We start from the raw sequence: 23,468 nt of genomic DNA, 5'->3' as shown, positions 1-23,468 counted from the left end.
CTAAAGTCAGATGGCCTTCTATGGCTGGGGGAGTTGCGTTTCAAGCCCGTCCAGCATCTCGAAGCATTGATAGCCGAGCGTCGCCTGATCGGCGTCCTTCCGGCCAAGCAGGCGGCACGCGGCCTTGTAGGTTCCGTTATGCGCCACCAGAAGTATTGTGCCCGGGCTTTTGATCAGGTTGCGCAAACCGGGTGTGACACGCTCATAGAAATCGGCCACGCTTTCACCGCCATGAGGAGTTGCCTCTAGCACATTCTCTGCCCAAGCGTCGATTTCTGACCTCGGGATCTCATCCCATGCACGGTTTTCCCAGTGACCCAGATGAATTTCGGAAAGCATTGGTTCGATGTCCAGCGGGCGATCGGTGAGCGTGGCAATCGCCTGTGCAAGAAGCCTGCATCGCTTTAGTGGACTGGAAACTATGGCAGTGAACTGCGGCAATTGAGGAAGAAGTGTTTTTGCGATCTCGGCCGGATCGCCTTCCGGTTCCAGATCAGTTTGACCATAGCACAGACCCTCCGAGGTCTTGGGCTTTTGATGACGCAGGAGGATCAGTGCCACGCCAGAAACCCGATCAGCACCGCGGCGGTTGTGGATTGCTGAACAGCGCCCAGCACATCGCCCGTATAGCCCTCCAGTCGCGAGCGGGCGATCCGCCCAATTACCCATTGCGGCAAGGCAACACAGAACAGCGCCATCAAAGCCATCCCGAACCCGTCGGCGATCAGGATCAGCAGCAGGGCGAGCGCCGCCCAAAGACACGCAATACGATAGGTTGTGTCATCGAGCCCATCGGCTGCGAAGGCCGCCGCGCCGGTTCGTCGCGCATAGGGCTGCGTTTTCATCATGTGCACCATGGCGACGCGACCCAGCAGATGCGCGGTAACGAGCCCAAGCGCGGCCTGGGATGCGGAAAGACCGGCGAGCGCGGCGACGTGCAGGGACACGATGATGCCGAGCGCAAGCGCACCATGCGTTCCGATCCGGCTGTCACGCATGATCTGCAGCCGGCTGTCACGATCACGTCCGCCGCCCAGCCCGTCCGCGAAATCGGCCAAGCCATCTTCATGTAGGCCACCCGTGACGATTATGGTGAGGCCCGTTGCGAGGATGGCCGCGACGAGTGGTGGAAGCCCGCACAGACCGAGCATGTAGGTCAAGGCAGTGATGGTTCCGATCAGCGCACCGATAACTGGAAAGTGGCGCGTAGCCCGAACCATCTCTTCGGGGTCGAAGTCGTATGGCCCTTTTACCGGCAGCCGCGTGAGGAACTGCATCGCAAGGACGAGCCGGGTCCGAAGGGTGGCAGCGTCAGGCATCATGATCCGTCCGTTACGTCCGCGTCTTCGAAGCTTGCCATTTCATTCAGCATGGCAGCGGCGGACTTGATCAGCGGCCATGCCAGCAATGCACCCGATCCTTCGCCAAGCCGCATCCCCAGGTCAAGCAAGGGGGAGGCGTTCAGGTGATTGAGCAGTATCGAATGACCAGCCTCGTCCGAGCGGTGCGCAAACACCAATGCCGGTTTGATCGACGGGTTCAATCCCAGCGCGACAAGCGCGGCGGACGTGGCGATGAAGCCGTCGACAATGATGACCCGCCTCGCCCCTGCCGCCCCGAGCATTGCGCCGGCCATGGTCGCGATCTCAAACCCGCCATATTGGGCAAGCGTTTCTAACGGGGTCAGATCGCCAGTTCGACAGGCGGCACTTTCAAGTACATCCGTCTTGTACCTTAGCGCCTCATCGTCCAGTCCGGTGCCACGACCGGTCAGTTTCGCAACTGGCAAGCCGCTGATCTTGTGAGCAATGAGCGTGGCGCTGGAAGTATTGGCAATACCCATTTCGCCGAAAGCGACTGCGTCCCAGTCTCCATCCTGACCCAAGGCGCGACCCTGTTCCAAAGCCGTTTCAGCAGATTCTGCGGGCATCGCAGGCTGACCCGTGAAATTCGCTGTGCCGTCTCCGAGGCGGCGACCCAGCACTTCTTCCAGGTCAAAAGGCCCCCCTACAACCCCCGTATCCACGATCCGCAGATCGACACCGTTGGTGCGGGCGAAGACGTTCGCCGCCGCCCCGCCATTGGCGAAGTTTAGAACCATCTGCCGCGTGACTTGCTGCGGGAAGGCCGACACGCCAGCATGCGCAATCCCGTGATCGGCGGCAAAGATCGTCAATTGGCAGCGATCCATCCGGGGTGTCAGGCTTTGCTGCAATTCTGCGATCTGCACGGCCAGTTCTTCGATCCGCCCGAGCGATCCGGGTGGTTTGGTCTTGGTGTCGATCTTGTGCCAGATGGCTTGCGTGAACTCGGAAACTGGCACTGCGCCGTCCATCATGTCTATCCTTCCGAAGAGCCGAGCCAGTCGGTCATGGCTCGTAAAGACACAACCTTGCCCACGCAAATTATGGCCGGCGCTGTCAGACCGGTTTCGACTACATCAGCCGCACAGGTGGCGAGCGTCGTCTCAAGCACTTTCATATTTGGCAGCGTCGCGTTGGTAACGACCGCAACCGGTTCTTCTTTGGCCCGACCGGCCTCGATCAAACGGGCCGCGATACGATCAATATGTCTAAGTGCCATATACATCACCAGAACCGGAGAGCCGCGCGCTATGGCCTGCCAGTCGATTGACGGGGTGGTGTCGTTCTTCAGATCGTGGCCAGTCAGAAATGTCACGACCTGATTGGTAAGCCGGTGTGTGACTGGAATACCCGCATAGGCCAGCCCACCGATTCCCGCGGAAACACCTGGCGTGACACGCACGGGGACGTCCGCGTCAAGGAGGGTCTGAACTTCTTCACCGCCGCGCCCGAAGACAAATGGATCACCGCCCTTCAGCCGCAGAACACGCTTGCCTGCCTTCGCAAGTTCGACAAGCCGGGCGGAGATATCACGCTGATCTGCCGAAGGCCGACCGCCACGCTTGCCGGCGTATTCCGCCTGGGCCCCCTGCTTGCGCCATTCGAGAATCTGGGGGTTCACCAACGCATCGTGGATAACCACATCGGCCTGCCTGAGCGCGTGGAGACCCAGCAGGCTCAGCAGACCCGGATCGCCGGGACCCGCGCCAACGAGCCAAACCAGGCCCGCCGGAAACTCCGGCCAGTCAAATGCGGGAACCTCGGGTTTCGCATGATCAGTCATAGGCGCAACCTATTGCCGGATTGTGCGCTTGGCGAGAGGTATCAGCTCCGATTGACACGGAGCGAGACGCTTCTTACCAACCCGCATCGCGATTAGGACAGGTGCCGATATGACCACTCTAACCATCCGCCAGGGCGATCCCCGACATCCGCAAGCGACCGCTTTGCTGGAAGCAAGTCATGCCCTGATGCAGTCGCTCTTCCCCGCCGAGTCGAATTTCTACCTGTCGATTGACGCGTTGTGCGAAGAAAGTATCCACTTCTTCGTCGTGGAGCGCGACGGCGATACAGTAGGTTGCGCCGCACTTGCCGTGAAGGATGGCTACGGAGAGGTCAAATCCATGTTTGTTTATCCCGCAGCGCGGGGCACCGGTGCGGCAGGGATGTTGATGCAGCAGATTGACAGTCACGCGCGGGACCTCGGGTTGCCCGTGATCAAGTTGGAAACCGGACCGGGGTTGGATGCAGCTCACAAGCTGTATCACAGGCATGGCTTCGAATTGTGCGGAGCGTTTGGTGACTACCCCGAAAGCCCGTATAGCGTTTTCATGCAGAAGGTGTTCTGAAAGCCGTGACCCGTGCGCTGATGATCCAGGGAACCGGCTCCAACGTTGGAAAGTCTGTCATCGTCGCCGGGCTTTGCCGTGCGTTCGCGAGACGGGGGCTGTCGGTGCGGCCGTTCAAGCCGCAGAACATGTCCAACAATGCCGCTGTCACCGCTGATGGGGGTGAGATCGGAAGGGCTCAGGCGCTTCAGGCTTTGGCGTGCGGGCGAGACCCCACCTGTGACATGAACCCGGTATTGCTGAAACCCGAAACGGACCGCGGCGCGCAAGTCATAGTGCAGGGACAGCGGCTGGCCTATCAGGATGCGCGGCACTTCGGGGCGCTGCGGGATCGCTTGCTGCCAAAAGTTGTCGAGAGTTTCGAGCGCCTTTCCAAAGGTGCCGATCTGGTTCTGGTCGAGGGTGCCGGAAGCCCGGCGGAGGTCAACCTCAGGGCGCGAGATATCGCTAATATGGGCTTTGCCCGCGCAGCTGGTGTGCCGGTCCTTTTGCTTGGCGATATCGACCGGGGCGGGGTGATCGCGCAAATCGTCGGAACGAAGGCTGTTCTGGATCCGGCCGATGCGGCGCTGATCCGTGGGTTTGCTATAAACAAGTTTCGTGGCGATCCGGCGCTTTTCGAAGATGGATATCGGTTTATCGCGTCCCGGACGCAGTGGCGGGGCGCCGGCGTCATCCCTTGGTTCACCGAAGCGAGCGCTCTACCAGCTGAGGATGCCGTCGATATGGCGCCGGGCGGCGGACGGGACGGATTGCATATCGTTTGCCCCATGCTGTCACGCATCGCCAACTTCGATGATCTGGACCCGCTGAAATCGGAACCACAAGTGCGTCTGAGCATGGTGCCGCCGGGACGGGCTTTGCCCGGCGATGCCGATGTCGTGATCCTGCCGGGAACGAAATCGACGCGCGGAGATCTGGCGCTTCTACGTCAGCAAGGATGGGACATAGATATCACGGCCCATCGACGTCGGGGAGGGCATGTGCTTGGTATCTGCGGCGGGTATCAAATGCTGGGACGCATCGTGCGCGACCCCGATGGTGTGGATGGTATGGCGGGTGAAAGTGCAGGTCTAGGGTTTCTGGACGTTGAAACGTGGATGGCCGGGCAAAAACATGTGCGGCAGGTTTCGGGAACACACTGTGGCACGACAGTTCCGATCAACGGCTACGAGATTCATATGGGCGTGACGAACGGCCCCGATTGTGATCGCCCTTTTGCGATGATCGGCAGCCGGGCAGATGGTGCGGTGTCTTCATGCGGCCTGACCAGCGGCACCTATGTGCATGGTGCATTCGCTAGTGACGAGTTCAGGGCAGCTTGGCTGCAAACTTTCGGGCGGCAAGCGTCAGGGGTGTCTTACGATGCGCGGGTGGATCAGACGCTCGATGCGCTGGCCTTGCATTTGGAACTTCACATGGATCTGGATTCCGTGCTTTCTATGGCGGGGCAGGTCTAGGCGACCGCGGTTTCTACGCGCTGCCATTCTTCGTCGTCGCCCGGCAGGCCAAGCCGCAGCCATGTGCCGGAGTAGGGAAAAATCCTGCTCCAAACGCGATGGCGGGCCAGGCGGTCGCGTGCCGCCCGCGCGCCATCGGTCTGATACAGCCGGAACAGGGTGGAGCCGCCCACCGCCGTCCACCCGGCGCGGATCGCCATTTGGTCCATTCGCTCCGCATCGTTGCGCAATCGGTCGCGCGTCCGGGCTTGCCAATCCAGATCAGCCAAAGCGTGCGCGCCGACGCTGAGTGCGGGACCGGACACAGCCCAAGGACCACGCAGCTGCGACAGGCGGGCGATATAGCTATCAGCTCCGAAGACAAACCCTAGCCGCAGGCCCGCCAACCCGAAGAACTTGCCAAAGGACCGGAGCACGATGATGTTGTCTGCCCCGCCCGTGCTGAGCAGGCTTGTCTCGGGTTCCGTGTCGCAAAAGCTTTCATCGACGATCAGCAAACCCACTACCTTGGCGAGTTTCCGAAGGCTTTCCGGTGTCTCAAGTCGCCCATCTGGATTGTTGGGGTTGACCAGAATGGCGATGTCGAAGCCCTCAAGGTCGGTCGTTGTAGAAACTTCCTCCAGTGACTTTCCCGCACCTTCAAAGACGGTCGCGAATTCGTTGTAGCTGGGGCCACGCAACCCGATGCGACCGGCGTTGTGCAGGTAGGGCAGCATTTGGATCGCTGCCTGCGCGCCAGCGACGGGGAGGCAAGGCCAATCTGTGCGGTAGGCTATGCGTGCCGCATCGATCAGGGCTGTGTGATCGGCTGCGGTAGGCAGGCTGCGCCACAAATGGGTGCTGATTTCGGTCACAGGATATGGAACACGGTTGATGCCGGTGGACAGGTCCAGCCAATCGGCAATGTTTCCGCCGAAACGGCTGACCGCGTCGCCTAGATCACCCCCATGCACGGGGCGCGTCATAGGATCGCCCAGACAATCAGACCACCTAGCGTGACGAACAATGCACGGCGGTAGTGATGCAGAGAGGCATAGATCGTCGGGGCCGAAGGGTCGGGGGCGTTCTCGTTGAGCCATGGCTCCGGGCTGGTCGCGTCGCCATAGGCTCGCGGTCCGGACAGTCGCACCCCTCGTGCGGCGGCCATGGCGCTTTCGGGCCAACCCGCGTTGGGTGAACGGTGACTGCGCGCATCGCGCCACATGACGCGAAGGGCGGTTTGCGGGTCGGATGTCGTCAGGCACAGAATCAGCCCAGTCAACCGCGCGGGGATCCAGTTGGCCAGGTCGTCGAGCTTCGCGGCGAAGCGCCCAAAGCTGCGGTACTTCTTGTTCTTGTGACCGATCATGCTGTCCAGAGTGTTGATCGCCTTATAGCAGGCCATACCCGGCAACCCCAATATCGTGCCCCAGAACAGCGGGGCAACGACGCCGTCGGACAGGTTCTCTGCCAGTGTTTCGATGGACGCTCGCGCAATGCCGGCTTCGTCGAGTTGGTCCGGATCGCGTCCGACGATACGGGACACGGCCTCGCGCGCTTGCTGAATCTTTTCCACCAGAAGCGGCGTGGCCACGTCATGCACATGGCTATGCAAGCTGTTGGCTGCGATCAGAGGCGCACACAAAATGCCCAGAAATATCGTCCCGAAGCCGTTGTCCGGTAGCACCATTTGCAGCGTCAGCGCGATGACACCCGTCCCGCCGACCGTGATGGCAGTGGTGTAGATGCCCGCGCGCCGCCGATCCTCGCGGCTTCTGTCCGGCGTATTCCAGTGGCGATCCAGATCTTCGATGATCTTGCCAATCCATTCTACCGGATGTCCGATGCGTTTTTGCAGCGCTTCCGGCCAGCCGAAAATCCAGTCGATGAGCAAGGCAATCGCCATGGCTGCGGCAAAGTTCAAGGTTGGTCTCCTTCGGTCTGCATGCGGATCGGGCCGCGTGAACGGTCGAGAGTGAATGACACCAAGCCAGATTCTGTGCAATAGCCGCAACATAGCGGAGGAACGCATGGGTCAAATTCTACTTGTCACGGGTGGCGCACGGTCCGGCAAAAGCCGGTTCGCGGAAATGCGGGCGCGGAGCATGGCGGGTGATCCTGTCTATATCGCGACCGCGCAGGCGTTTGACGAAGAGATGGCGGAGCGTATCATCCAACACCGGACCGAGCGCCGGGGGCAGGGATGGCAGACGATCGAAGAGCCGCTTGCGATTGCAAAAGCGTTGCGCGACACCGACGGGGCCGGGCCACGCTTGCTCGACTGCCTGACCCTGTGGCTTAACAATGTGATCCATGCAGGTGGCGACTGGAGGTCCGAGGTAAAGGGGCTTGTTGCAACGCTGGCTGAACAATCTTCACCTGTCGTTCTGGTGACGAACGAGGTGGGTTTTGGCATTGTGCCGGACAACCCGCTGGCGCGCGCATTTCGCGACGCTGCCGGGTTTGCCGCGCAAATGGTGGCCGAAGTAGCCGACGAGGTCGTGCTGGTTGTCGCGGGGTATCCAGTCACGGTGAAGACGTTTCGGTAGACTCTTGAGACTGGATTTTGTGTTGAAATGATGCTTTCCTTCCGATCAAGGGAAGAGATTGCATGGACTCAGCCGTTAGTATCATCGGTCAGGCATTTGGTCTGATCCTCGACGCCGATGCCGCGTTGGTGGAAATCGTCGGCCTATCGCTCAGGGTGACAATAACTGCTGTCGTATTTGCCTGTCTGATTGGTTTTCCTGTCGGTGCTGTCGTCGGGGCGTCGCGATTCCCGGGACGCGGGGCGGTCGTTGTGGCGATGAACGCATTGATGGGGCTGCCCCCCGTTGTCGTGGGGCTGATGGTGTATTTGATGCTGTCGGCATCTGGCCCGCTTGGCGTGCTGGGGCTCCTCTACACTCCAACGGCCATGATTATTGCGCAGACCGTTCTTGTGTGCCCGATAGTCGCCGCACTGGCCCGTCAGACGGTTGAGGACCTGAATGCCGAATACGCCGATGAATTTGCCGCCCTTCGCTTGCCAATGGATCAGCGTGTCAAGGCGCTGCTTTGGGATGGGCGCTTTGCCTTGCTGACCGTGGCCTTGGCAGGCTTCGGTCGCGCCGTGGCCGAGGTCGGTGCGGTCATAATCGTGGGCGGGAACATCAACCACGTTACCCGCGTGATGACGACGACAATCGCGCTGGAGACGTCAAAGGGCAATCTGGAACTGGCGCTGGCGCTCGGAATCATCCTGCTGCTGATTGCCTTTCTTGTGAACGCCGCAGTGATGTCGATCCGCGGAGCTTCGCGGCAGGTGGCACATGCGTGATCTGATCGACGATGACCTTGCGACCGCGGAGGTGGCATCGCTACCGCCGCCACTGCTGGAAGCGCGCGGCTTGTCCTATGCGGTGTATCGCAAGCCCATCATTCACAACCTAGATCTACGGGTCGAACCCAACCGGCGCCTCGTCATTCTTGGTGCGAACGGGTCGGGCAAGACGACCCTTCTGCGACTTTTGCACGGGTTGATTCTTCCAAGTAGCGGGCACATCGAAACGAACACGCTTCATCCGAACGCGATGGTGTTTCAGAAGCCAACCTTGCTGCGGCGGTCGGTCAGGGCCAATCTGGATTTTGCGCTGAAGGCGTATGGTGTCGCGCGCACCGCACGCCGCCAATCGGTCACGGATGCCCTTGCATGTGCCCGTCTGCAAGAAAAGGCGGACCAACCGGCCCGTTCGTTGTCAGGCGGTGAGCAGCAGCGGCTGGCATGTGCCCGCGCCTTGGCGTGTCGCCCGTCGATCTTGTTTCTGGACGAACCGACTGCGAGTCTCGACCCAGCCTCCACCCAGATGATCGAAGCTCAATTGGAAGCGGCAACTGCGGATGGCGTTACGCTGGTTCTGGTGACGCATGATGCGGGGCAGGCACGGCGAATGGCTGATGATATCATCTTTCTACACGCAGGACGCATTGTCGAACGACAATCTGCCGTGGACTTCTTCAATACCCCCAGATCAGCCTCCGCGCAGGCATGGCTTGCGGGAGAACTCTATGTCGACCCCTGACCTTTGGAGGACCTATGATCAGACCATTCATCCTGTCGCTCGCCGCCGCCGCATTGCTGCCCCTTGGTGCGTTTGCGGACGAGCCGTTCATCGTGGTGCAATCGACAACCTCGACACAGAATTCGGGCCTGTTCGATGACATCCTGCCAAAATTCACGGACGGCTCCGGCATCGAGGTCCGTGTCGTTGCCGTCGGTACCGGCCAGGCCATCAAGAACGCTGAAAACGGGGATGGTGACGTTCTGTTCGTGCACGCCAAACCGTCGGAGGAAGCATTCGTGGAGGCTGGCCACGGGACCAGCCGTCACGACGTGATGTATAATGACTTCGTGATCGTCGGCCCGCCCTCCGATCCTGCGGGTGTGAAGGGGATGAACGATGTTGTTGCGGCATTGACCAAGATCGCGCAAGCGCAGGCACCGTTCGCGTCACGCGGTGATGACAGCGGCACCAACAAGGCGGAATTGCTGCTTTGGGATGAGGCCGGCGTCGATCCCGGTGCTGCTTCCGGGGACTGGTACCAGGAAACGGGCTCTGGGATGGGCGCGACCCTGAACACAGGCACGGGAATGGGCGCCTACATCATGTCCGACCGCGCTACCTGGATCAGCTTTGGCAACAAGAGCGACTACGAGATTGTCGTCGAAGGCGACCCGAAGCTCTTCAATCAGTATGGCATCATTCTGGTCAATCCGGAGAAACATCCGAACGTGAAAGCCGAGGACGGGCAGGCCTTCATCGATTGGATGCTTTCAGATGTGGGGCAGCAGGCGATCGCCGACTACAAAGTTGATGGTCAGCAGCTGTTTTTTCCGAACGCGACCGGGTCGGACGGCTAGGCCTCAGGCGGACAGCCAGCGTACCTCACCTGCGGCGGCGATCTCATACCCTTTCAGTGTTCGCGCCTTGGCGGCAAAATCTGCCGTGCGCATGAAGGCCAACAGGTGCTGGACTGGCGTGGTGAAGTAGCTGCGCCTGTTGATCAGCAGGTCGAACGCCTCGATTGTCAGTGGCACGAACCCTAGGTTGAATTGATCCGCCAGTGTTTCCAACCCGATCGCGGCTTCCGCCGTGCCGCCCGCGACGGCTTCGGCTGCTTCGGTTTCGGTGCGCGCGATGACCGGAAGCGGCGCAAGATCGCTGACAGCCAGATCCGCCTGGACCAAGGCGAGCTCGAAGAATGTTGCGCTTCCGGCGCCTGGCTGACGAAGTATGACGGCTCGCCCGCGCAGTTCGCCAACTGATCGGATATCGCTGTCCGGGGAGATGAGCAGCCCCCGCCTGCGGCGTGCGAAACCGACAAGCACGCAGTCAGTGACAGATGCTGCCTCAAGTGCTTCGATGTTCCAGCCATCACGATCAGGTATGTGCAGCCCGCACATCGCCGCTTCACCCTTCACGAAACGGTTGAGCCCGTCCGTGCTGCCGTCATAGAAGGTCGCCATCTCGCTGCCCGAGGCTCGTATCGCCCAGTCGAGCAACAGGTCATGCGATCCTGTCACGAGAGCGGGGCGCTCCACCCCTTGGCTGCCAGCGATCCATCGTTCGATATCGGCGCTTGGAAACAGCAACTTGCCGGTCACCCGCCGGTGCGGGATCTCGTCTGCCGCTGCGAGGTCGTAGACTTTGCGTTCCTTCACACGCAGAAGATTGGCCACCTCCTTCGTGGTCAGAAAGCGGGGCGTGTCAGGCATGGGTGTCTCCGTTCTGCGCGCGATCAGCTTGGCCGCGAAAGGCCGTTATCTTCAAGTGTAAAGGGCTCGTCGGGGTAACCTACGCCCGCGAGATAGAGCCCTTGCGGCGGGCAGACGGGGCCGCAAGCCGCGCGGTCCCTGCTTTCCAGAGCGGACTGTACGTCGTCTGGCGTCCACTTTCCTGCCCCCACGCGTTCAAGCGTGCCGACAAAACTGCGCACCTGATTGTGCAGGAAACTGCGCGCACGGACATGGAACCGGTATTCCCTCCCGTCAGGATAGGCGACTTCTTCGACCCGCAACTCATCCAGAGTTTTGACCGGGCTTTGAGCCTGACAGATCGAGGAGCGGAATGTCGTGAAATCATGGCGTCCGATCAACCGGTTTGCACCGAGTTGCATTGTTTCTGCATTCAGATCATGCCCGATTTGCCAAACCAGTCCACTGTCATGCGTGACGGGCGCACGTCGGCTGACGAGCCGGAACAGGTAGCGCCGTTCAACCGCTGAAAACCGCGCGTGCCATTCGTCGCTGACCGGCGCGGCCTGCACGATGGCAACGGGGTGGGGCTTTAGATGGTAGTTCAGAGCCTCCGACAGGCGGAAGCTATCCCAGTTCTTTGCCATATCGCAATGCGCGATCTGACCATAGGCATGTACACCTGCATCCGTGCGCCCCGCCGCCGCGATCCCGGGCGCGTCGGCGTCCAGCATGCGAATGGCTTCTTCCAGCGTTTGCTGGACGGACGGTTGATCCTTCTGGCGCTGCCAGCCGGCGAAAGGAGCACCGTGATATTCGACTTTCAGGGCGTATCTGGGCATGGCGTCCATCTAATCTGACCGATCCTGCGCCGCAAGCGTCGTTGCGCGGCGGCGATGCTGCTCATATGTCTTGGGAAACTGAGAGGAAAACGGGCAGTGGTGCTAGGGACGATCGCGGACAATTTGACGAGGCGGGTAGAAAACGCGGGTGCCGCGGTGTCGGAAACCTTCTTTGAACCGGTGGTGCGTCTCGGCGTCACGGGACTGAGCCGCGCGGGCAAGACGGTGTTCATCACGTCGCTGGTTGCGAATCTGATTGATCGGGGCCGGATGGCACAGCTTGCTGCCGTTTCGCAAGGCAGGGTGCTTGCCGCCTTCCTCCAGCCGCAACCCGACGATACGCTTCCGCGCTTTGACTACGAAACCCACCTGGCCGCGATGACCGGATCCGATCCGCAATGGCCGGAAAGCACGCGTGCGATCTCGGAACTTCGTCTGTCTCTCAGGCTGCGGTCAGGGGGCTTGCTGGGCGGGATTTCAGGGCCGAGAACCGTACATCTGGATATAGTCGACTATCCCGGCGAATGGCTTCTGGACCTGTCGCTTCTGTCGCGGAGCTACAGCGAATGGTCTCAGCAGATGCTGGATCGCATCGCCGACCGGCCGCTTGCCCGTGATTTCATGTCGTTGGCACGAGAAACCGATGGCAACACAAAGCTTGAGGAGCCGCAGGCACAAGCTTTGGCGCAGAACTACACTGCTTATCTGCATGCGGCGCGAGAGGCCGGGTTTTCCGATTGTACGCCCGGTCGGTTCCTGTTGCCCGGTGATCTTGCTGGGTCGCCCGTTCTGACGTTTGCGCCGCTGCTGCCCCAAGACAAAGCCGCCCGCGGGACGCTTTGGCGCGAAATGGAACGGCGCTACGATGCCTATAAGCGACAGGTCGTCCGCCCGTTCTTCCGCGATCATTTCTCGCGCATCGACCGGCAGGTGGTTTTGGTGGATGCGCTCGGGGCGATCCATGCCGGGCCGAAGGCGGTGGAGGATCTGCGCCGGACCATGGCGGAGGTGCTCGGTGCGTTCCGGCCCGGGCGCAACAGTATGCTGACTTCGCTGCTTGGCGGCAAGCGGGTGGACAAGATCCTGTTCGCGGCCACGAAGGCAGACCACCTGCATCACACGCAGCATCCTCAGCTGACAGCGATCATGGAGGCACTGACCCGCGATGCCCGCGATCGGGCGGATTTTGCCGGGGCCGAAACTGCAGCCATGTCGCTGGCGGCCCTGCGGGCGACTGTTGAAGAAACACGCGAACATAGCGGAAAGGCGTTGAATGTCGTGCGCGGGCGATTACTGGAGACTGGCAAGCAGGCTGCCTTCTATCCCGGGGAGTTGCCGTCCGACCCCAATCGCCTTCTGGCTCCCGCGCGGGAAGGGGCAGAGCAATGGTTGGATGCGGAATACTCTTTCATGAAGTTCGCGCCCGCACCGCTTTCTACGCGTCCGGGAGACGGGCCCCCGCATATTCGGCTGGACCGGGCCGCGCAGTTCCTGTTCGGGGACCGGCTGTGATGGTCTTGTTGCGAAAAGCTAGCCCTGCCGACACCCCGGCGGTTGGGGACATACTGTCGGAGTTCATAGATACGACGCCGTGGATGCCGCGTCTGCATACGGTCGACGAGGACCGAGACTTTTGTGCGGGTCTCATCGCAGAGGGAGTGGTCACGATTGCGGAAGACGCGGAGAGGATCACGGGTTTCATAGCGCTGCGCGGGGATGAGATCGACGCACTCTATGTAACACGTTCCGCGCGACGTCAGGGTATCGGCTCGCAACTTCTGAATCATGCCAAGACGTGCCGCGCGTGTCTGGAGTTGTGGACATTTCAGGCGAACGCGTCGGCCATCAGGTTCTACCGTCGGGCAGGTTTCGAGGAGGTTCTCCGGACTGGCGGGCAAGACAATGAGGAAAGGCTTCCGGATATGCGGATGCGCTGGATGCGCGACGCACAGGGACAGGAGGCACGGTCATGACCGATACACGCAAGGGTCCCGTTCTGTTTGACGTCGAAGAGGACGAGCTGCAGCAAACGCCCGGCGACGCGCCGCCCGTTCCTGACGAAGGCATTCCAGGAGGCGACGCGGCTGCGATGCAGCGGCTGGCGATGCTAGCCAGTCGTAGGGGCAGCGTCCTCGCCCGGTGGTTCTGGGGGCTGCTGGGGGCGGTCGTCCTGTTTCTGGCTACGACCGCGCTTTGGGCATGGGTCGGAGCGCTGCTCGCGTCAAATCCGGTCCTCGGCGGTATCGCGACCGTCCTGCTTGTTGCTTTCGCGCTCGTCTGCCTGGTCCTTGTCATCAAGGAACTATCGGCCTTTGCGCGGCTTGCGCGGCTGGACAAGGTGCACGCGCAGGCCACGGAGGCTCTGGCCGATCACGATCTGGCAGCCTCGCGGAAAATCGCGGAGCGCTTGCAGCAATTTTATCGCCATCGGCCAGAACTTCGCTGGGAGACCGAAGATATGGAGTCGCGGCTGTCAGACAGCTTCGACGCGGATGCGACCCTGGCTCTGGCCGAAACACATCTTTTGATCCCGCTCGATGCGCAGGCTCGCCGCGAGGTCGAGGCCGCCGCACGGCAGGTCGCGGCCGTCACGGCGTTGGTGCCGTTGGCCTTCGCGGATGTCTTTGCGGCGCTGACATCGAATATGCGCATGATCCGGCGGATTGCGGAAATCTATGGGGGACGGTCCGGCACGCTCGGGACCTGGCGGCTGACCAGGGCTGTGCTGACACATCTGGTTGCAACGGGGGCGGTCGCTGTCGGAGATGACCTGATCGGGTCGGTTGCGGGCGGGAGCGTTCTGAGCCGCGTGTCCCGTCGCTTTGGCGAAGGTGTGGTCAACGGTGCCCTGACCGCACGGGTTGGTGTGGCTGCAATCGAGGTTTGTCGCCCCTTGCCTTTCATCCGCTCGGAACGCCCCCGCGTCACAAGTCTCGTCAAGCGGGCGTTAACGGGCCTGTTCCCGACTGGCGATTGACGCGTTGCACGGCGTTGCACGGGCTTTACGATCCATCTGGCTGCGCCTATAACCGCGCGCATGATGATACATGGCTTTGCGATTATTCCGCGAATTACCAGCCCGGCGCTCTGAACTGTCGAGCCGCCGGGACAAGGCGTATGACCTGACGCGCCGCCGCATCACCCCAAGATTTCCACGTTCTCAAGGACGCTGACCCATGTCGTCTGAAACGCCCGACTACAAAGATACACTGAACCTGCCCAAAACCGATTTCCCGATGCGCGCGGGGCTGCCCAAGCGCGAACCCGACTGGCTGGCGCGCTGGGAAAAGCTTGGGGTCTATGACCGCCTGCGCGACGGTGCGGGGGATCGCAAGCCGTTCATCCTGCATGATGGCCCGCCATACGCCAACGGACACCTGCATATCGGCCACGCGCTGAACAAGGTGCTCAAGGACATGGTCGTGCGGTCCCAGCAGATGATGGGGCGCGATGCGCGCTATGTTCCCGGCTGGGACTGCCATGGCCTACCTATCGAGTGGAAGATCGAGGAACAGTACCGCGCCAAGGGCAAGGACAAGGACGAGGTGTCGGTCCTCGATTTTCGCCAGGAGTGCCGGAAGTTCGCCGAAGGCTGGATCGATATCCAGCGCGATGAATTCAAGCGTCTCGGCGTCACCGGCAAATGGGACAATCCCTATCTGACGATGGATTATCACGCCGAGGCGGTGATCGCGGATGAGTTCATGAAGTTCGTCATGAACGGATCGCTCTATCTGGGGTCAAAGCCCGTCATGTGGTCGCCGGTCGAAAAGACCGCGCTGGCCGAGGCCGAGGTCGAATACAAGGATCACACCAGCCACACGATCTGGGTGAAATTTCCGGTGGCCAGCGGCGATCCGGCGCTTGATGGCGCGAAGGTGGTCATCTGGACCACAACGCCCTGGACCATCCCGTCGAACCGCGGTGTCGCGTTCTCAAGCCGTATTTCCTACGGCCTGTTCCGCGTGACCGAGGCGCGTGAGGACAACTGGCTGAAGGTGGGTGAAACCGTTGTTCTGGCCGACCCACTGGCCGAGGACGTGATGAAGGTTGCTCGCGTCGAAGCCTATGAGCGCGTGGCCGATGCGCCCGACTTTACAGGCGCGATCCTCAAGCATCCGCTGGCCGGTGCCGACGGTTACTGGGGCTATGACGTCCCCATGCTCGAAGGCGATTTCGTCACCGATGATGCGGGCACGGGTTTTGTTCATACCGCGCCTAGCCATGGTGCGGATGACTACGATCTGTTCGTCAAGAACGGGCTGGTGGACCGGATGACGCATAATGTGCTGGAAGACAGCTCATTCGCTGAACATGTTCCGTTCTTTGCCGGTCTCAAGGTGTTCGATCACAAGGGCAAGGAAGGCAAGGCGAACAAGGCGATCATCGAAAAGCTGGTCGAAGCCGGCGCGCTGGCCGCGCGTGGAAAGACGACCCACAGCTATCCGCATAGCTGGCGGTCCAAGGCGCCCGTGATCTATCGCAACACACCGCAATGGTTCGCCGCGATCGACAAGCCGCTCGATGACGGGATGGACGACTACGGTGCGACGATCCGCGAACGTGCGTTGACCTCCATCGACCAGTTGGTGAAGTGGACGCCGCAAACAGGCCGCAATCGCCTGTATTCGATGATCGAGGCGCGGCCTGACTGGGTGCTGTCGCGCCAGCGCGCCTGGGGTGTTCCGCTGACATGCTTCGTCAAGCGGCTGGGTGAAGGACGCGTTGAGATCCTGCGCGACGACAAGGTCAATGCGCGGATCAGGGACGCGTTCGAGGCGGAAGGTGCGGATGCCTGGTTCCGTGACGATGCAGCTGCGCGGTTCCTGGGCAGTGACTATGATGCCAGCGACTGGGAAAAAGTCACCGATATCCTTGATGTCTGGTTCGACTCCGGCTCGACCCATGCCTTCGTGCTGCGCGACCGCGAAGATGGAAGTGCGGACGGCATCGCGGATCTCTATCTGGAAGGTACTGACCAGCATCGCGGCTGGTTCCATTCCTCGCTTCTGCAGGCATCCGCCACGAAGGGACGTGCGCCGTACCGCGGCGTGCTGACACATGGCTTCACGCTCGACGAGAAAGGCATGAAGATGTCCAAATCGCTGGGCAATACGGTTGCGCCGGAGCAGGTCATCAAACAGTATGGGGCAGATATCCTGCGGTTGTGGGTTGCTCAGTCGGATTACACCGCCGATCTGCGGATCGGACCGGAGATCCTTAAAGGGGTGGCCGACAGTTATCGTCGCCTGCGCAATACGTTGCGCTTCATGCTCGGCAGCCTTGGCGATTTCAGCGAAGAGCTGCGCGTGCCGCATGCCGAGATGCCGGAGCTGGAACGCGCGATCTTGCACAAGCTGGCGGAGTTGGACCGTCTCGTGCGCAAGCATTACGACGAATACGACTTCCAGGCCGTGTTCCAGGCGGTGTTCCACTTCGCGACGATCGACCTGTCGTCCTACTACTTCGATATCCGCAAGGATGCGTTGTATTGCGATGGTGACGACAGCTTGCGCCGTCGGTCTGCGCTGACGGTTCTGGACACACTGTTCCACAGCCTGGCAACATGGCTGGCGCCGGTACTGGTGTTCACGATGGAGGAGGTCTGGCTGGAACGCTTCCCCGGCGAGGAAAGCTCCGTCCACCTGCAGGACATGCCGGTGTTGCCGGAATCATGGATCGATCATGATCTGTGGACGCGCACCGAAGCGCGCCGTGCCGTACGCCGTGTCGTAACCGGTGCGCTGGAAATCGAACGTCGCAGCAAGACCATCGGCGCGTCGCTGGAAGCGGCCCCCGTCGTCCATGTGCCCGCCGAGACAGCTGCGCTGATCGACGCGGACAGCTTTGCCGATCTGTGCATCACCTCTCAGATCACGCTGACCACCGACGTGGCGCCGAAGGGGGCGTTCACGCTGGACGAAGTTCCCGGTGTCGCGGTCGTCTTTGCACGCGCCCAGGGTGAGAAATGTGACCGCTGCTGGAAGATCCTGCCGGATGTCGGAACGCATTCCCATGCGGGCGTTTGCGGTCGCTGTGACGAGGTTCTGAACGAAGAAGGTCTGTAATCGAAGGCCTGCCCGCGCGGTATGCGCGGGCAGGTCACGCGCGGGGATGGGATTTGGAATAGATTTCCATCAACCGTGCGGCATCGACAGATGTGTATGCCTCTGTCGTGCTGAGCGATGCGTGCCCCAGCAATTCCTGAATGCTGCGCAGATCGCCGCCGCGGTTCAACAGATGCGTTGCGAAACTATGGCGCAGCGCATGCGGGGTGGCGGTTTCAGGCAGACCGAGCTGCATGCGCGATTTTCGGACAGATTGCTGAACTATCGAAGCCGAAAGCTGCCCACCGCGCACACCCATGAACAACGGACCAGTGGGCGTCAGCTCATAGGGGCACATCCGAACATAGCGGTCGAGCGCACGTTTGGCGATTTCGATCACCGGCACCTGACGTTCCTTGTTGCCCTTGCCCGTGACCCGCAGCATGTCGGGCAATGGGTAGTCGCGGCCTTTAAGCCCCAACGCCTCGGATATCCGCAGTCCGCAACCGTAAAGCAAGGTGACGACCGCAACGTCACGCGCAGCGGCCCATCCGGTTGTGGATTGCAGTTCGACAGTTTCCAGCATCTTCCTCGCCGAGGCCTCATCAAGCGGGCGGGGCAGCTTACGCTTGAAGCGTGGGCTGCGCGTGGACAGAATGGCGGTCGGGTCGAAGGGTTCGTGCTCAGCCCACCAGCGGTAGAAGCTTTTGACGGCAGACAGCGCACGGGCGAGCGAACGGGCCGACAATCCGCGGTCGCGCTCATACGCCATCCAGGCGCGCATATCCGTGATGCCGATACACTGAATCGGCCCGGGCGCGGCGGGTTCTTCCAGATGACCATTCATGAAGGTGAAGAAACGGACCAGATCCGCGCGATAAGCCTCCGTTGTCGCATCGGACGCGTCGTCCAGCGCAGCGATGGATGTCAGCCAGCGCTGCAGCAGGTCGGACGTCGCGGGTGGCAGGAAGCTCACGCCAGCCAGCTGCGCAGCAGCCGTTCACAGACCTTGCTGAACAGATCCAGAAGATCGGTCGCCTGACCGGGATAGAAATGATCCCGATGCGACGAGCCGAGCACCAGCAGGGCGGGTAGTCGAGCGTCGCCCAGATTGATCTGCACCAGCGCTTCGGAACGGATATCGGCAGCGGCGTCCCCATAGACCGTGGGCAGGCCGTGATTGACCTGACGCAGAATGATTTCGCTGGGTTGGGCTTTGCGACCCTGCGCTTGCAGGTTCAGGATGAAGTCCCGCGGCACGATCGAGACGGTTGCGCTGTCGCCAGAGAACCCATGTTCATCATCGGGTGTCGCGGTTTCCAGCACCAGGCGGACGGCGCGTAGTCGCAGGCAGTCGCGGATCTCGGAGTCAAGGGCGCGGATAAACGCGTCGAAGGTCAGCGGTTCCAGCATCGCCAAGATCGCACGGTGCACCTGACGTGTGGTGGCGACATTGTCATAGGCCGCGCTGACAACGGTTTGATGGGTTTCTTCCAAGTGGTCCAGCCGGGTTTCCAGCCGCGCCATGGCGAGGCCGCGAAGATCAACGACATTTGATCCGTGCGTGGCATCCTGAGCGCGCACCAGCGCTTCAAGGATCTGGCGGTCCTCCAAGACTGCAACGGGGTCCGACAGGATTGCCTCGCGCAGCGACACATTTGCGTCGCCGCCTTTTTCGGGAGTGCTCATGCTCTTGCCTCAAAGCTTTATGTTTTGAGGCAGTTTAACATTTACAGAATCTTCTGTCCCGTTTTTTCCCAGTCCTTCATGAAGGCATCGAGCCCTTTGTCGGTCAGCGGGTGCTCGGCCAACTTCTTGATGACGGCGGGCGGCGCGGTGATGACGTCGGCGCCGATTTTTGCGGCGTCGCTGACATGGTTCACCGTGCGAATGGAAGCAGCCAGGATTTCCGTGTCGAACAGGTAGTTGTCATAGATTTCGCGGATGTCGGCGATTAGTTCCATGCCATCGAGGTTCATGTCGTCCAGACGGCCGATGAACGGAGAAATGAAGGTCGCACCTGCTTTTGCGGCCAGAAGCGCCTGGTTGGCGGAAAAGCACAGCGTGACGTTGACCTTCTTGCCTTCGCTCGACAGAACCTTGCAAGTCTTCAGGCCGTCCCATGTCAGCGGAACCTTGACGGTGATGTTGTCCGCGATTTCGGCCAGCTTACGACCTTCGGCGATCATCTCGTCGGATTTCAGCGCGACAACCTCGGCGCTGACCGGACCTTCGACCAGATCGCAGATTTCCTTGGTGACTTCCAGAATATCGCGGCCCGATTTCAGGATTAGCGACGGGTTGGTGGTGACGCCATCGACCATGCCCAGGTCGTTGAGCTCGGCGATTGCGTCGATATCGGCGGTGTCTACGAAGAATTTCATGGATTCTCTCGATTTGGCGGTGAGCGTTCGAGCATGGTCTATCCCAAACTGGGCGCAGGCAAAAGCCCCGCTACGCGTAGGGATTTACACTGAGCGCCCGGCTTCCTAAACATTTGCCATGACGAAGATGCCGAAGCCCCGCCGAACGCACAATTCAGATCGACCGATGCATGAATGACGGTTCGATATCCTTCCCTGAAGGTTCGCTGGTTTCGGTTCTGACAGCTCAACCGCTGGATCGCTTGCTGGACTACAAGGCGCCGGCGGGCGGATGCCTCGAAGGGGCCTTTGTGATTGTGCCGCTCGGTCCGCGCAAGGTGACGGGCGTGATCTGGGGCAGCGGTCAGGGCGGCTTCGACCCCAAGAAAATCCGGTCGGTGTCCGAAGTTCTGGATGTGCCGCCGATGCGCGCGGAGATGCGGGACTTTCTTCAACGCGTGGCGGATTACACCCTGACGCCTTTGACGGCGATGTTTCGGTTGGCGACGCGGACACCGGGGTTGGGTGACAGCCCGTCCATGCGACGGGTCTTGCGACGGGGGGCGGGCGAGCCGGATCGGGTGACCGAACCCCGCATGCGGGTTCTGGATGCGTTGGACGCGTCGGATGGGCAGTTGCTTGCGATCGGTGAATTGTGTGACTTAGCCGGCGTTTCGAATTCCGTCATCAAGGGGCTGGTGAAGCAAGGCGCGATTGACGAGGTCGAGACACCGCGCGACAGCCCCTATCTGCAACTTGATCCTGCCTTGCCGGGCAAGCCGTTAACCGATGATCAGGCGCAGGCGGCAGATCTTCTGAAGGACGGTATTGCGAAGGGCAGCTACGGGACGACCTTGCTGAAAGGTGTGACCGGATCGGGCAAGACGGAGGTCTATCTGGAAGCGGTCGCCGCCTGTCTGGAGGCGGGGCGGCAAGCCTTGGTCCTGTTGCCCGAGATCGCGCTGACGTCGGAATTCCTGACGCGTGTCGAGACGCGTTTTGGCGCAAAGCCTGCTGAATGGCATTCCGGTGTCACGATGACCGAGCGGCGACGTTGCTGGCGTATGGTGGCGGAAGGTGGAGCGCAACTTGTCGTCGGGGCACGGTCCGCGTTGTTCCTGCCGTTTCAGAATCTCGGCCTGATCGTTGTGGATGAAGAACATGACAGTTCCTACAAGCAGGAAGACGGCGTCCTTTACAATGCGCGCGACATGGCTGTGCTGCGGGCGTCGATCTGCAAGGCACAGGTGGTTCTTGCGTCTGCCACACCATCGCTGGAAAGCTGGCAGAACACCCAAGCGGGCAAGTACAGGCGGGTGGACCTGACTGCGCGCTTCGGGACCGCTGTTCTGCCTGAAATGGCTGCGCTCGATATGCGTGTCGAAGACATGCCGTCCAGCTCGTGGATTTCTCCCAGCCTGCGCGCCGCCGTGACCAAGAGGCTTGAGGCCGGGGAGCAGTCGCTGCTGTTTCTCAATCGTCGCGGCTATGCGCCGGTCACGGTTTGCCGCGCCTGCGGGCACCAGATCGGATGTCCGCATTGCGACGCGCGGATGGTGGAACATCGTTTTCAGAAACGGCTGATGTGCCATCAATGCGGCGAGAGCATTGCCTTGCCGGAGGTCTGTCCGTCCTGCAAGGTCGAGGGCAAGCTCGCGCCGGTGGGGCCGGGGGTAGAACGCTTGCAAGAAGAAGCGGTGCAGGCTTTCCAGGATGCGCGGGTCGAGGTGTTGTCATCGGATCTGTTTGGCTCGGCGCATGCCTTGAAGGAACGGATCGAAGCGATTGCAGCGGGTGAGGCGGACATCATCATCGGCACGCAACTGGTTGCCAAGGGCCACAACTTCCCGCTGCTGACGCTCGTTGGTGTGATCGACGCGGATCTTGGGCTGCAGGGTACCGACATGCGCGCCGCAGAACGGACCTTTCAGTTGATGCGGCAGGTTGCGGGACGTGCCGGCCGCGCGGAGCGCCCGGGTGTCGCGCTGCTGCAGACCTTCCAGCCCGAGCATCCGGTCGTTCGCGCAATCCTGTCGGGTGCGGAAGAAGACTTCTGGCAGGCGGAGGCGGATGAGCGCGAGGCGTTGGGGATGCCACCCTTCGGTCGTATGGCTGGCATCATCCTGTCTTCTACCGATGTGGCGCAGGTGTTCGAATTCGGCAATGTCATGGCGCGCCAACGCGCGGCTCTGGACCGCATTGGAGCTGAGCTTTATGGCCCTGCACCCGCGCCGATCGCCCGCATCCGCGGCCGCCACCGGGTGCGCTTGCTGGTCAAGGCTGCGAAGAACGCACCGCTGCAATCTGCGCTGCGGGAATGGCTGGCGCAGTTTCGGGTGAGTGGTAGTCTGCGCATTTCTGTCGATATCGATCCGCAAAGCTTCCTATAGCGCTTGGCTTGACCGCATGGCGAGCGAGGGCTAATCGCCGTGCAATCACTTGGGAGCAGCAGCTATGCCGACTTGGACTGCATTGACGACACTTGAGGGGAAGGCCAAGGCTGAAGCTTTGGGGGAGACGCTGGAGAACCTGACGCCGGAGCCTACGGGTGTCGGCGTTTTCGAGATCGAGGACGGGTCCGGCCTTTGGGAAGTGGGAGCCTATTTCGTCGAGGAGCCCCACGGGATAGCGCTTGACTTGCTGGCCGCCGCGCATGGTGCGAAGCCGTTCACGGTGTCGGAACTGCCCGAAACGGACTGGGTTGCCAAGGTGAAGCGTGAACTCAGCCCGGTCGAGGCGGGCCGGTTTTTCGTCTATGGAAGCCATGATGCCGACAAGCTGCCGCAGGATCGTATCGGGCTGTTGATCGAGGCGGCTATGGCGTTCGGCACTGGGCACCATGGCACGACGCTCGGCTGCCTGAAGGCGTTGGACGCGTTGAGTGCGGAAGGGTTCGAGGGTGCGTCGGTCGCGGATATCGGTTGCGGTACAGCAGTTCTCGCGATGGCGGCGGCGAAAATCTGGCCGTTCTCGGTCCTGGCAAGCGACATTGATCCGGTCGCGGTCGAGGTTGCGCAGGCGAATGCTGCGAGCAACGGCCTGGGGGATCGTGTCCGCTGCGTGGAAGCGGCGGGGTTCGATCATCCGGAGTTGGATGGCGAAGGCCGGTTCGACCTTGTTTTCGCAAATATCCTGAAGGGGCCGCTGATCGATCTGGCACCGGACATGGCGCGCAGCCTGCAAGCGGGCGGATACTGCATCTTGTCGGGCTTGCTGGTCGAGCAAGCGGACGAGGTCGATGCGGCCTATCGTGTGGCCGGGTTCGACCTTCATCGTCGGGAAGACATTGGGGAATGGTCCACGCTGACGATGAAGCGTACTTGATTTCCGA

General features: G+C 61.2%; 23 protein-coding genes. 12 read left to right on the top strand and 11 right to left on the bottom strand.

Annotated elements, in window-relative coordinates; translation table 11 throughout:
• Window positions 1-18: 18 nt before the first annotated feature.
• From FPZ52_RS07940 to cobA, 4 genes are read right to left on the bottom strand one after another with little or no spacing between them, the layout of a single operon-like run.
• Window positions 19-561 (bottom strand): histidine phosphatase family protein, encoded by a 543-nt coding sequence (locus tag FPZ52_RS07940; protein ID WP_168201287.1) that lies wholly within the window; start codon window positions 559-561, stop codon window positions 19-21.
• Window positions 552-1,322 (bottom strand): adenosylcobinamide-GDP ribazoletransferase, encoded by a 771-nt coding sequence (cobS, locus tag FPZ52_RS07935; protein ID WP_146364935.1) that lies wholly within the window; start codon window positions 1,320-1,322, stop codon window positions 552-554. Before cobS ends, FPZ52_RS07940 begins: the two co-directional genes overlap by 10 nt.
• Window positions 1,319-2,338, bottom strand: coding sequence for a nicotinate-nucleotide--dimethylbenzimidazole phosphoribosyltransferase (gene cobT, locus FPZ52_RS07930; protein WP_146364934.1), 1,020 nt, complete (start codon window positions 2,336-2,338; stop codon window positions 1,319-1,321). Before cobT ends, cobS begins: the two co-directional genes overlap by 4 nt.
• A 2-nt stretch (window positions 2,339-2,340) precedes the next feature.
• Window positions 2,341-3,147, bottom strand: coding sequence for a uroporphyrinogen-III C-methyltransferase (gene cobA, locus FPZ52_RS07925; RefSeq protein ID WP_146364933.1), 807 nt, complete (start codon window positions 3,145-3,147; stop codon window positions 2,341-2,343).
• 109 nt (window positions 3,148-3,256) lie between these two features.
• On the opposite strand from cobA, the gene FPZ52_RS07920 reads away from it, so the two are divergent.
• Together FPZ52_RS07920 and FPZ52_RS07915 are read left to right on the top strand one after the other, a co-directional pair.
• A complete protein-coding gene (locus FPZ52_RS07920) occupies window positions 3,257-3,712 on the top strand; it encodes a GNAT family N-acetyltransferase (protein WP_146364932.1) in 456 nt (151 codons plus the stop codon).
• 20 nt (window positions 3,713-3,732) lie between these two features.
• A complete protein-coding gene (locus tag FPZ52_RS07915) occupies window positions 3,733-5,172 on the top strand; it encodes a cobyric acid synthase (protein WP_146365702.1) in 1,440 nt (479 codons plus the stop codon).
• Here the strand turns inward: FPZ52_RS07915 and cobD are convergent.
• Complete coding sequence (cobD, locus tag FPZ52_RS07910; RefSeq protein WP_146364931.1) at window positions 5,169-6,137, bottom strand: threonine-phosphate decarboxylase CobD; 969 nt, start codon at window positions 6,135-6,137, stop codon at window positions 5,169-5,171. The genes FPZ52_RS07915 and cobD overlap by 4 nt on opposite strands.
• Window positions 6,134-7,075 (bottom strand): adenosylcobinamide-phosphate synthase CbiB, encoded by a 942-nt coding sequence (gene cbiB / locus FPZ52_RS07905; RefSeq protein WP_146364930.1) that lies wholly within the window; start codon window positions 7,073-7,075, stop codon window positions 6,134-6,136. The genes cobD and cbiB overlap by 4 nt, the downstream gene beginning before the upstream one ends.
• A 106-nt stretch (window positions 7,076-7,181) precedes the next feature.
• Here cbiB and cobU point away from each other — a divergent pair, with 106 nt between their 5' ends.
• From cobU to FPZ52_RS07885, 4 genes are all read left to right on the top strand, one after another.
• On the top strand, window positions 7,182-7,700 hold the full coding sequence (cobU, locus tag FPZ52_RS07900) for a bifunctional adenosylcobinamide kinase/adenosylcobinamide-phosphate guanylyltransferase (protein ID WP_146364929.1): 519 nt from the start codon (window positions 7,182-7,184) through the stop codon (window positions 7,698-7,700).
• Between the two features lie 62 nt (window positions 7,701-7,762).
• The gene (locus FPZ52_RS07895) at window positions 7,763-8,470 is read left to right on the top strand and encodes an ABC transporter permease (RefSeq protein ID WP_146364928.1); all 708 of its coding nucleotides are present in this window, start codon (window positions 7,763-7,765) and stop codon (window positions 8,468-8,470) included.
• Window positions 8,463-9,212 (top strand): ATP-binding cassette domain-containing protein, encoded by a 750-nt coding sequence (locus FPZ52_RS07890; protein ID WP_146364927.1) that lies wholly within the window; start codon window positions 8,463-8,465, stop codon window positions 9,210-9,212. Before FPZ52_RS07895 ends, FPZ52_RS07890 begins: the two co-directional genes overlap by 8 nt.
• Window positions 9,213-9,226: 14 nt before the next feature.
• Window positions 9,227-10,051 (top strand): ABC transporter substrate-binding protein, encoded by an 825-nt coding sequence (locus FPZ52_RS07885; RefSeq protein WP_146364926.1) that lies wholly within the window; start codon window positions 9,227-9,229, stop codon window positions 10,049-10,051.
• Between the two features lie 3 nt (window positions 10,052-10,054).
• Here the strand turns inward: FPZ52_RS07885 and FPZ52_RS07880 are convergent, their stop codons facing one another.
• Together FPZ52_RS07880 and truA are read right to left on the bottom strand one after the other, a co-directional pair.
• The gene (locus FPZ52_RS07880) at window positions 10,055-10,906 is read right to left on the bottom strand and encodes a helix-turn-helix transcriptional regulator (RefSeq protein ID WP_146364925.1); all 852 of its coding nucleotides are present in this window, start codon (window positions 10,904-10,906) and stop codon (window positions 10,055-10,057) included.
• Window positions 10,907-10,929: 23 nt separating this feature from the next.
• The gene (gene truA / locus FPZ52_RS07875; RefSeq protein ID WP_146364924.1) at window positions 10,930-11,727 is read right to left on the bottom strand and encodes a tRNA pseudouridine(38-40) synthase TruA; all 798 of its coding nucleotides are present in this window, start codon (window positions 11,725-11,727) and stop codon (window positions 10,930-10,932) included.
• Between the two features lie 96 nt (window positions 11,728-11,823).
• Here truA and FPZ52_RS07870 point away from each other — a divergent pair, with 96 nt between their 5' ends.
• From FPZ52_RS07870 to ileS, 4 genes are all read left to right on the top strand, one after another.
• Window positions 11,824-13,239 carry a YcjX family GTP-binding protein gene (locus tag FPZ52_RS07870; RefSeq protein ID WP_146364923.1) on the top strand — a complete coding sequence of 472 codons (1,416 nt, stop codon included), beginning with the start codon at window positions 11,824-11,826 and terminating at the stop codon, window positions 13,237-13,239.
• 8 nt (window positions 13,240-13,247) lie between these two features.
• Window positions 13,248-13,700: a GNAT family N-acetyltransferase gene (locus FPZ52_RS07865; protein ID WP_240804324.1), complete on the top strand. Its 453-nt coding sequence runs from the start codon at window positions 13,248-13,250 to the stop codon at window positions 13,698-13,700.
• Window positions 13,697-14,704, top strand: a complete 1,008-nt coding sequence (locus tag FPZ52_RS07860) for a YcjF family protein (RefSeq protein WP_146364922.1) — start codon at window positions 13,697-13,699, stop codon at window positions 14,702-14,704. The genes FPZ52_RS07865 and FPZ52_RS07860 overlap by 4 nt, the downstream gene beginning before the upstream one ends.
• A 199-nt stretch (window positions 14,705-14,903) precedes the next feature.
• The gene (gene ileS / locus FPZ52_RS07855; RefSeq protein ID WP_146364921.1) at window positions 14,904-17,795 is read left to right on the top strand and encodes an isoleucine--tRNA ligase; all 2,892 of its coding nucleotides are present in this window, start codon (window positions 14,904-14,906) and stop codon (window positions 17,793-17,795) included.
• A gap of 34 nt (window positions 17,796-17,829) precedes the next feature.
• On the opposite strand, the gene FPZ52_RS07850 is transcribed toward ileS, so the two are convergent.
• From FPZ52_RS07850 to fsa, 3 genes are read right to left on the bottom strand one after another with little or no spacing between them, the layout of a single operon-like run.
• Entirely contained in the window at window positions 17,830-18,750 is a 921-nt protein-coding gene (locus FPZ52_RS07850) for a tyrosine recombinase XerC (protein ID WP_146364920.1), read from the bottom strand.
• Window positions 18,747-19,463, bottom strand: a complete 717-nt coding sequence (locus FPZ52_RS07845; RefSeq protein ID WP_146364919.1) for a DUF484 family protein — start codon at window positions 19,461-19,463, stop codon at window positions 18,747-18,749. Before FPZ52_RS07845 ends, FPZ52_RS07850 begins: the two co-directional genes overlap by 4 nt.
• A gap of 41 nt (window positions 19,464-19,504) precedes the next feature.
• Window positions 19,505-20,158, bottom strand: coding sequence for a fructose-6-phosphate aldolase (gene fsa, locus FPZ52_RS07840; protein ID WP_146364918.1), 654 nt, complete (start codon window positions 20,156-20,158; stop codon window positions 19,505-19,507).
• A gap of 170 nt (window positions 20,159-20,328) precedes the next feature.
• Between fsa and FPZ52_RS07835 the strand changes: the two genes are divergently transcribed.
• Window positions 20,329-22,527, top strand: coding sequence for a primosomal protein N' (locus FPZ52_RS07835; RefSeq protein ID WP_146364917.1), 2,199 nt, complete (start codon window positions 20,329-20,331; stop codon window positions 22,525-22,527).
• 64 nt (window positions 22,528-22,591) lie between these two features.
• Entirely contained in the window at window positions 22,592-23,461 is an 870-nt protein-coding gene (locus tag FPZ52_RS07830) for a 50S ribosomal protein L11 methyltransferase (protein WP_146364916.1), read from the top strand.
• Window positions 23,462-23,468: the final 7 nt, after the last annotated feature.

Source organism: Qingshengfaniella alkalisoli, from assembly GCF_007855645.1.
GTDB lineage: Bacteria > Pseudomonadota > Alphaproteobacteria > Rhodobacterales > Rhodobacteraceae > Qingshengfaniella > Qingshengfaniella alkalisoli.
This window is presented reverse-complemented; position numbering and strand designations above follow the sequence as displayed.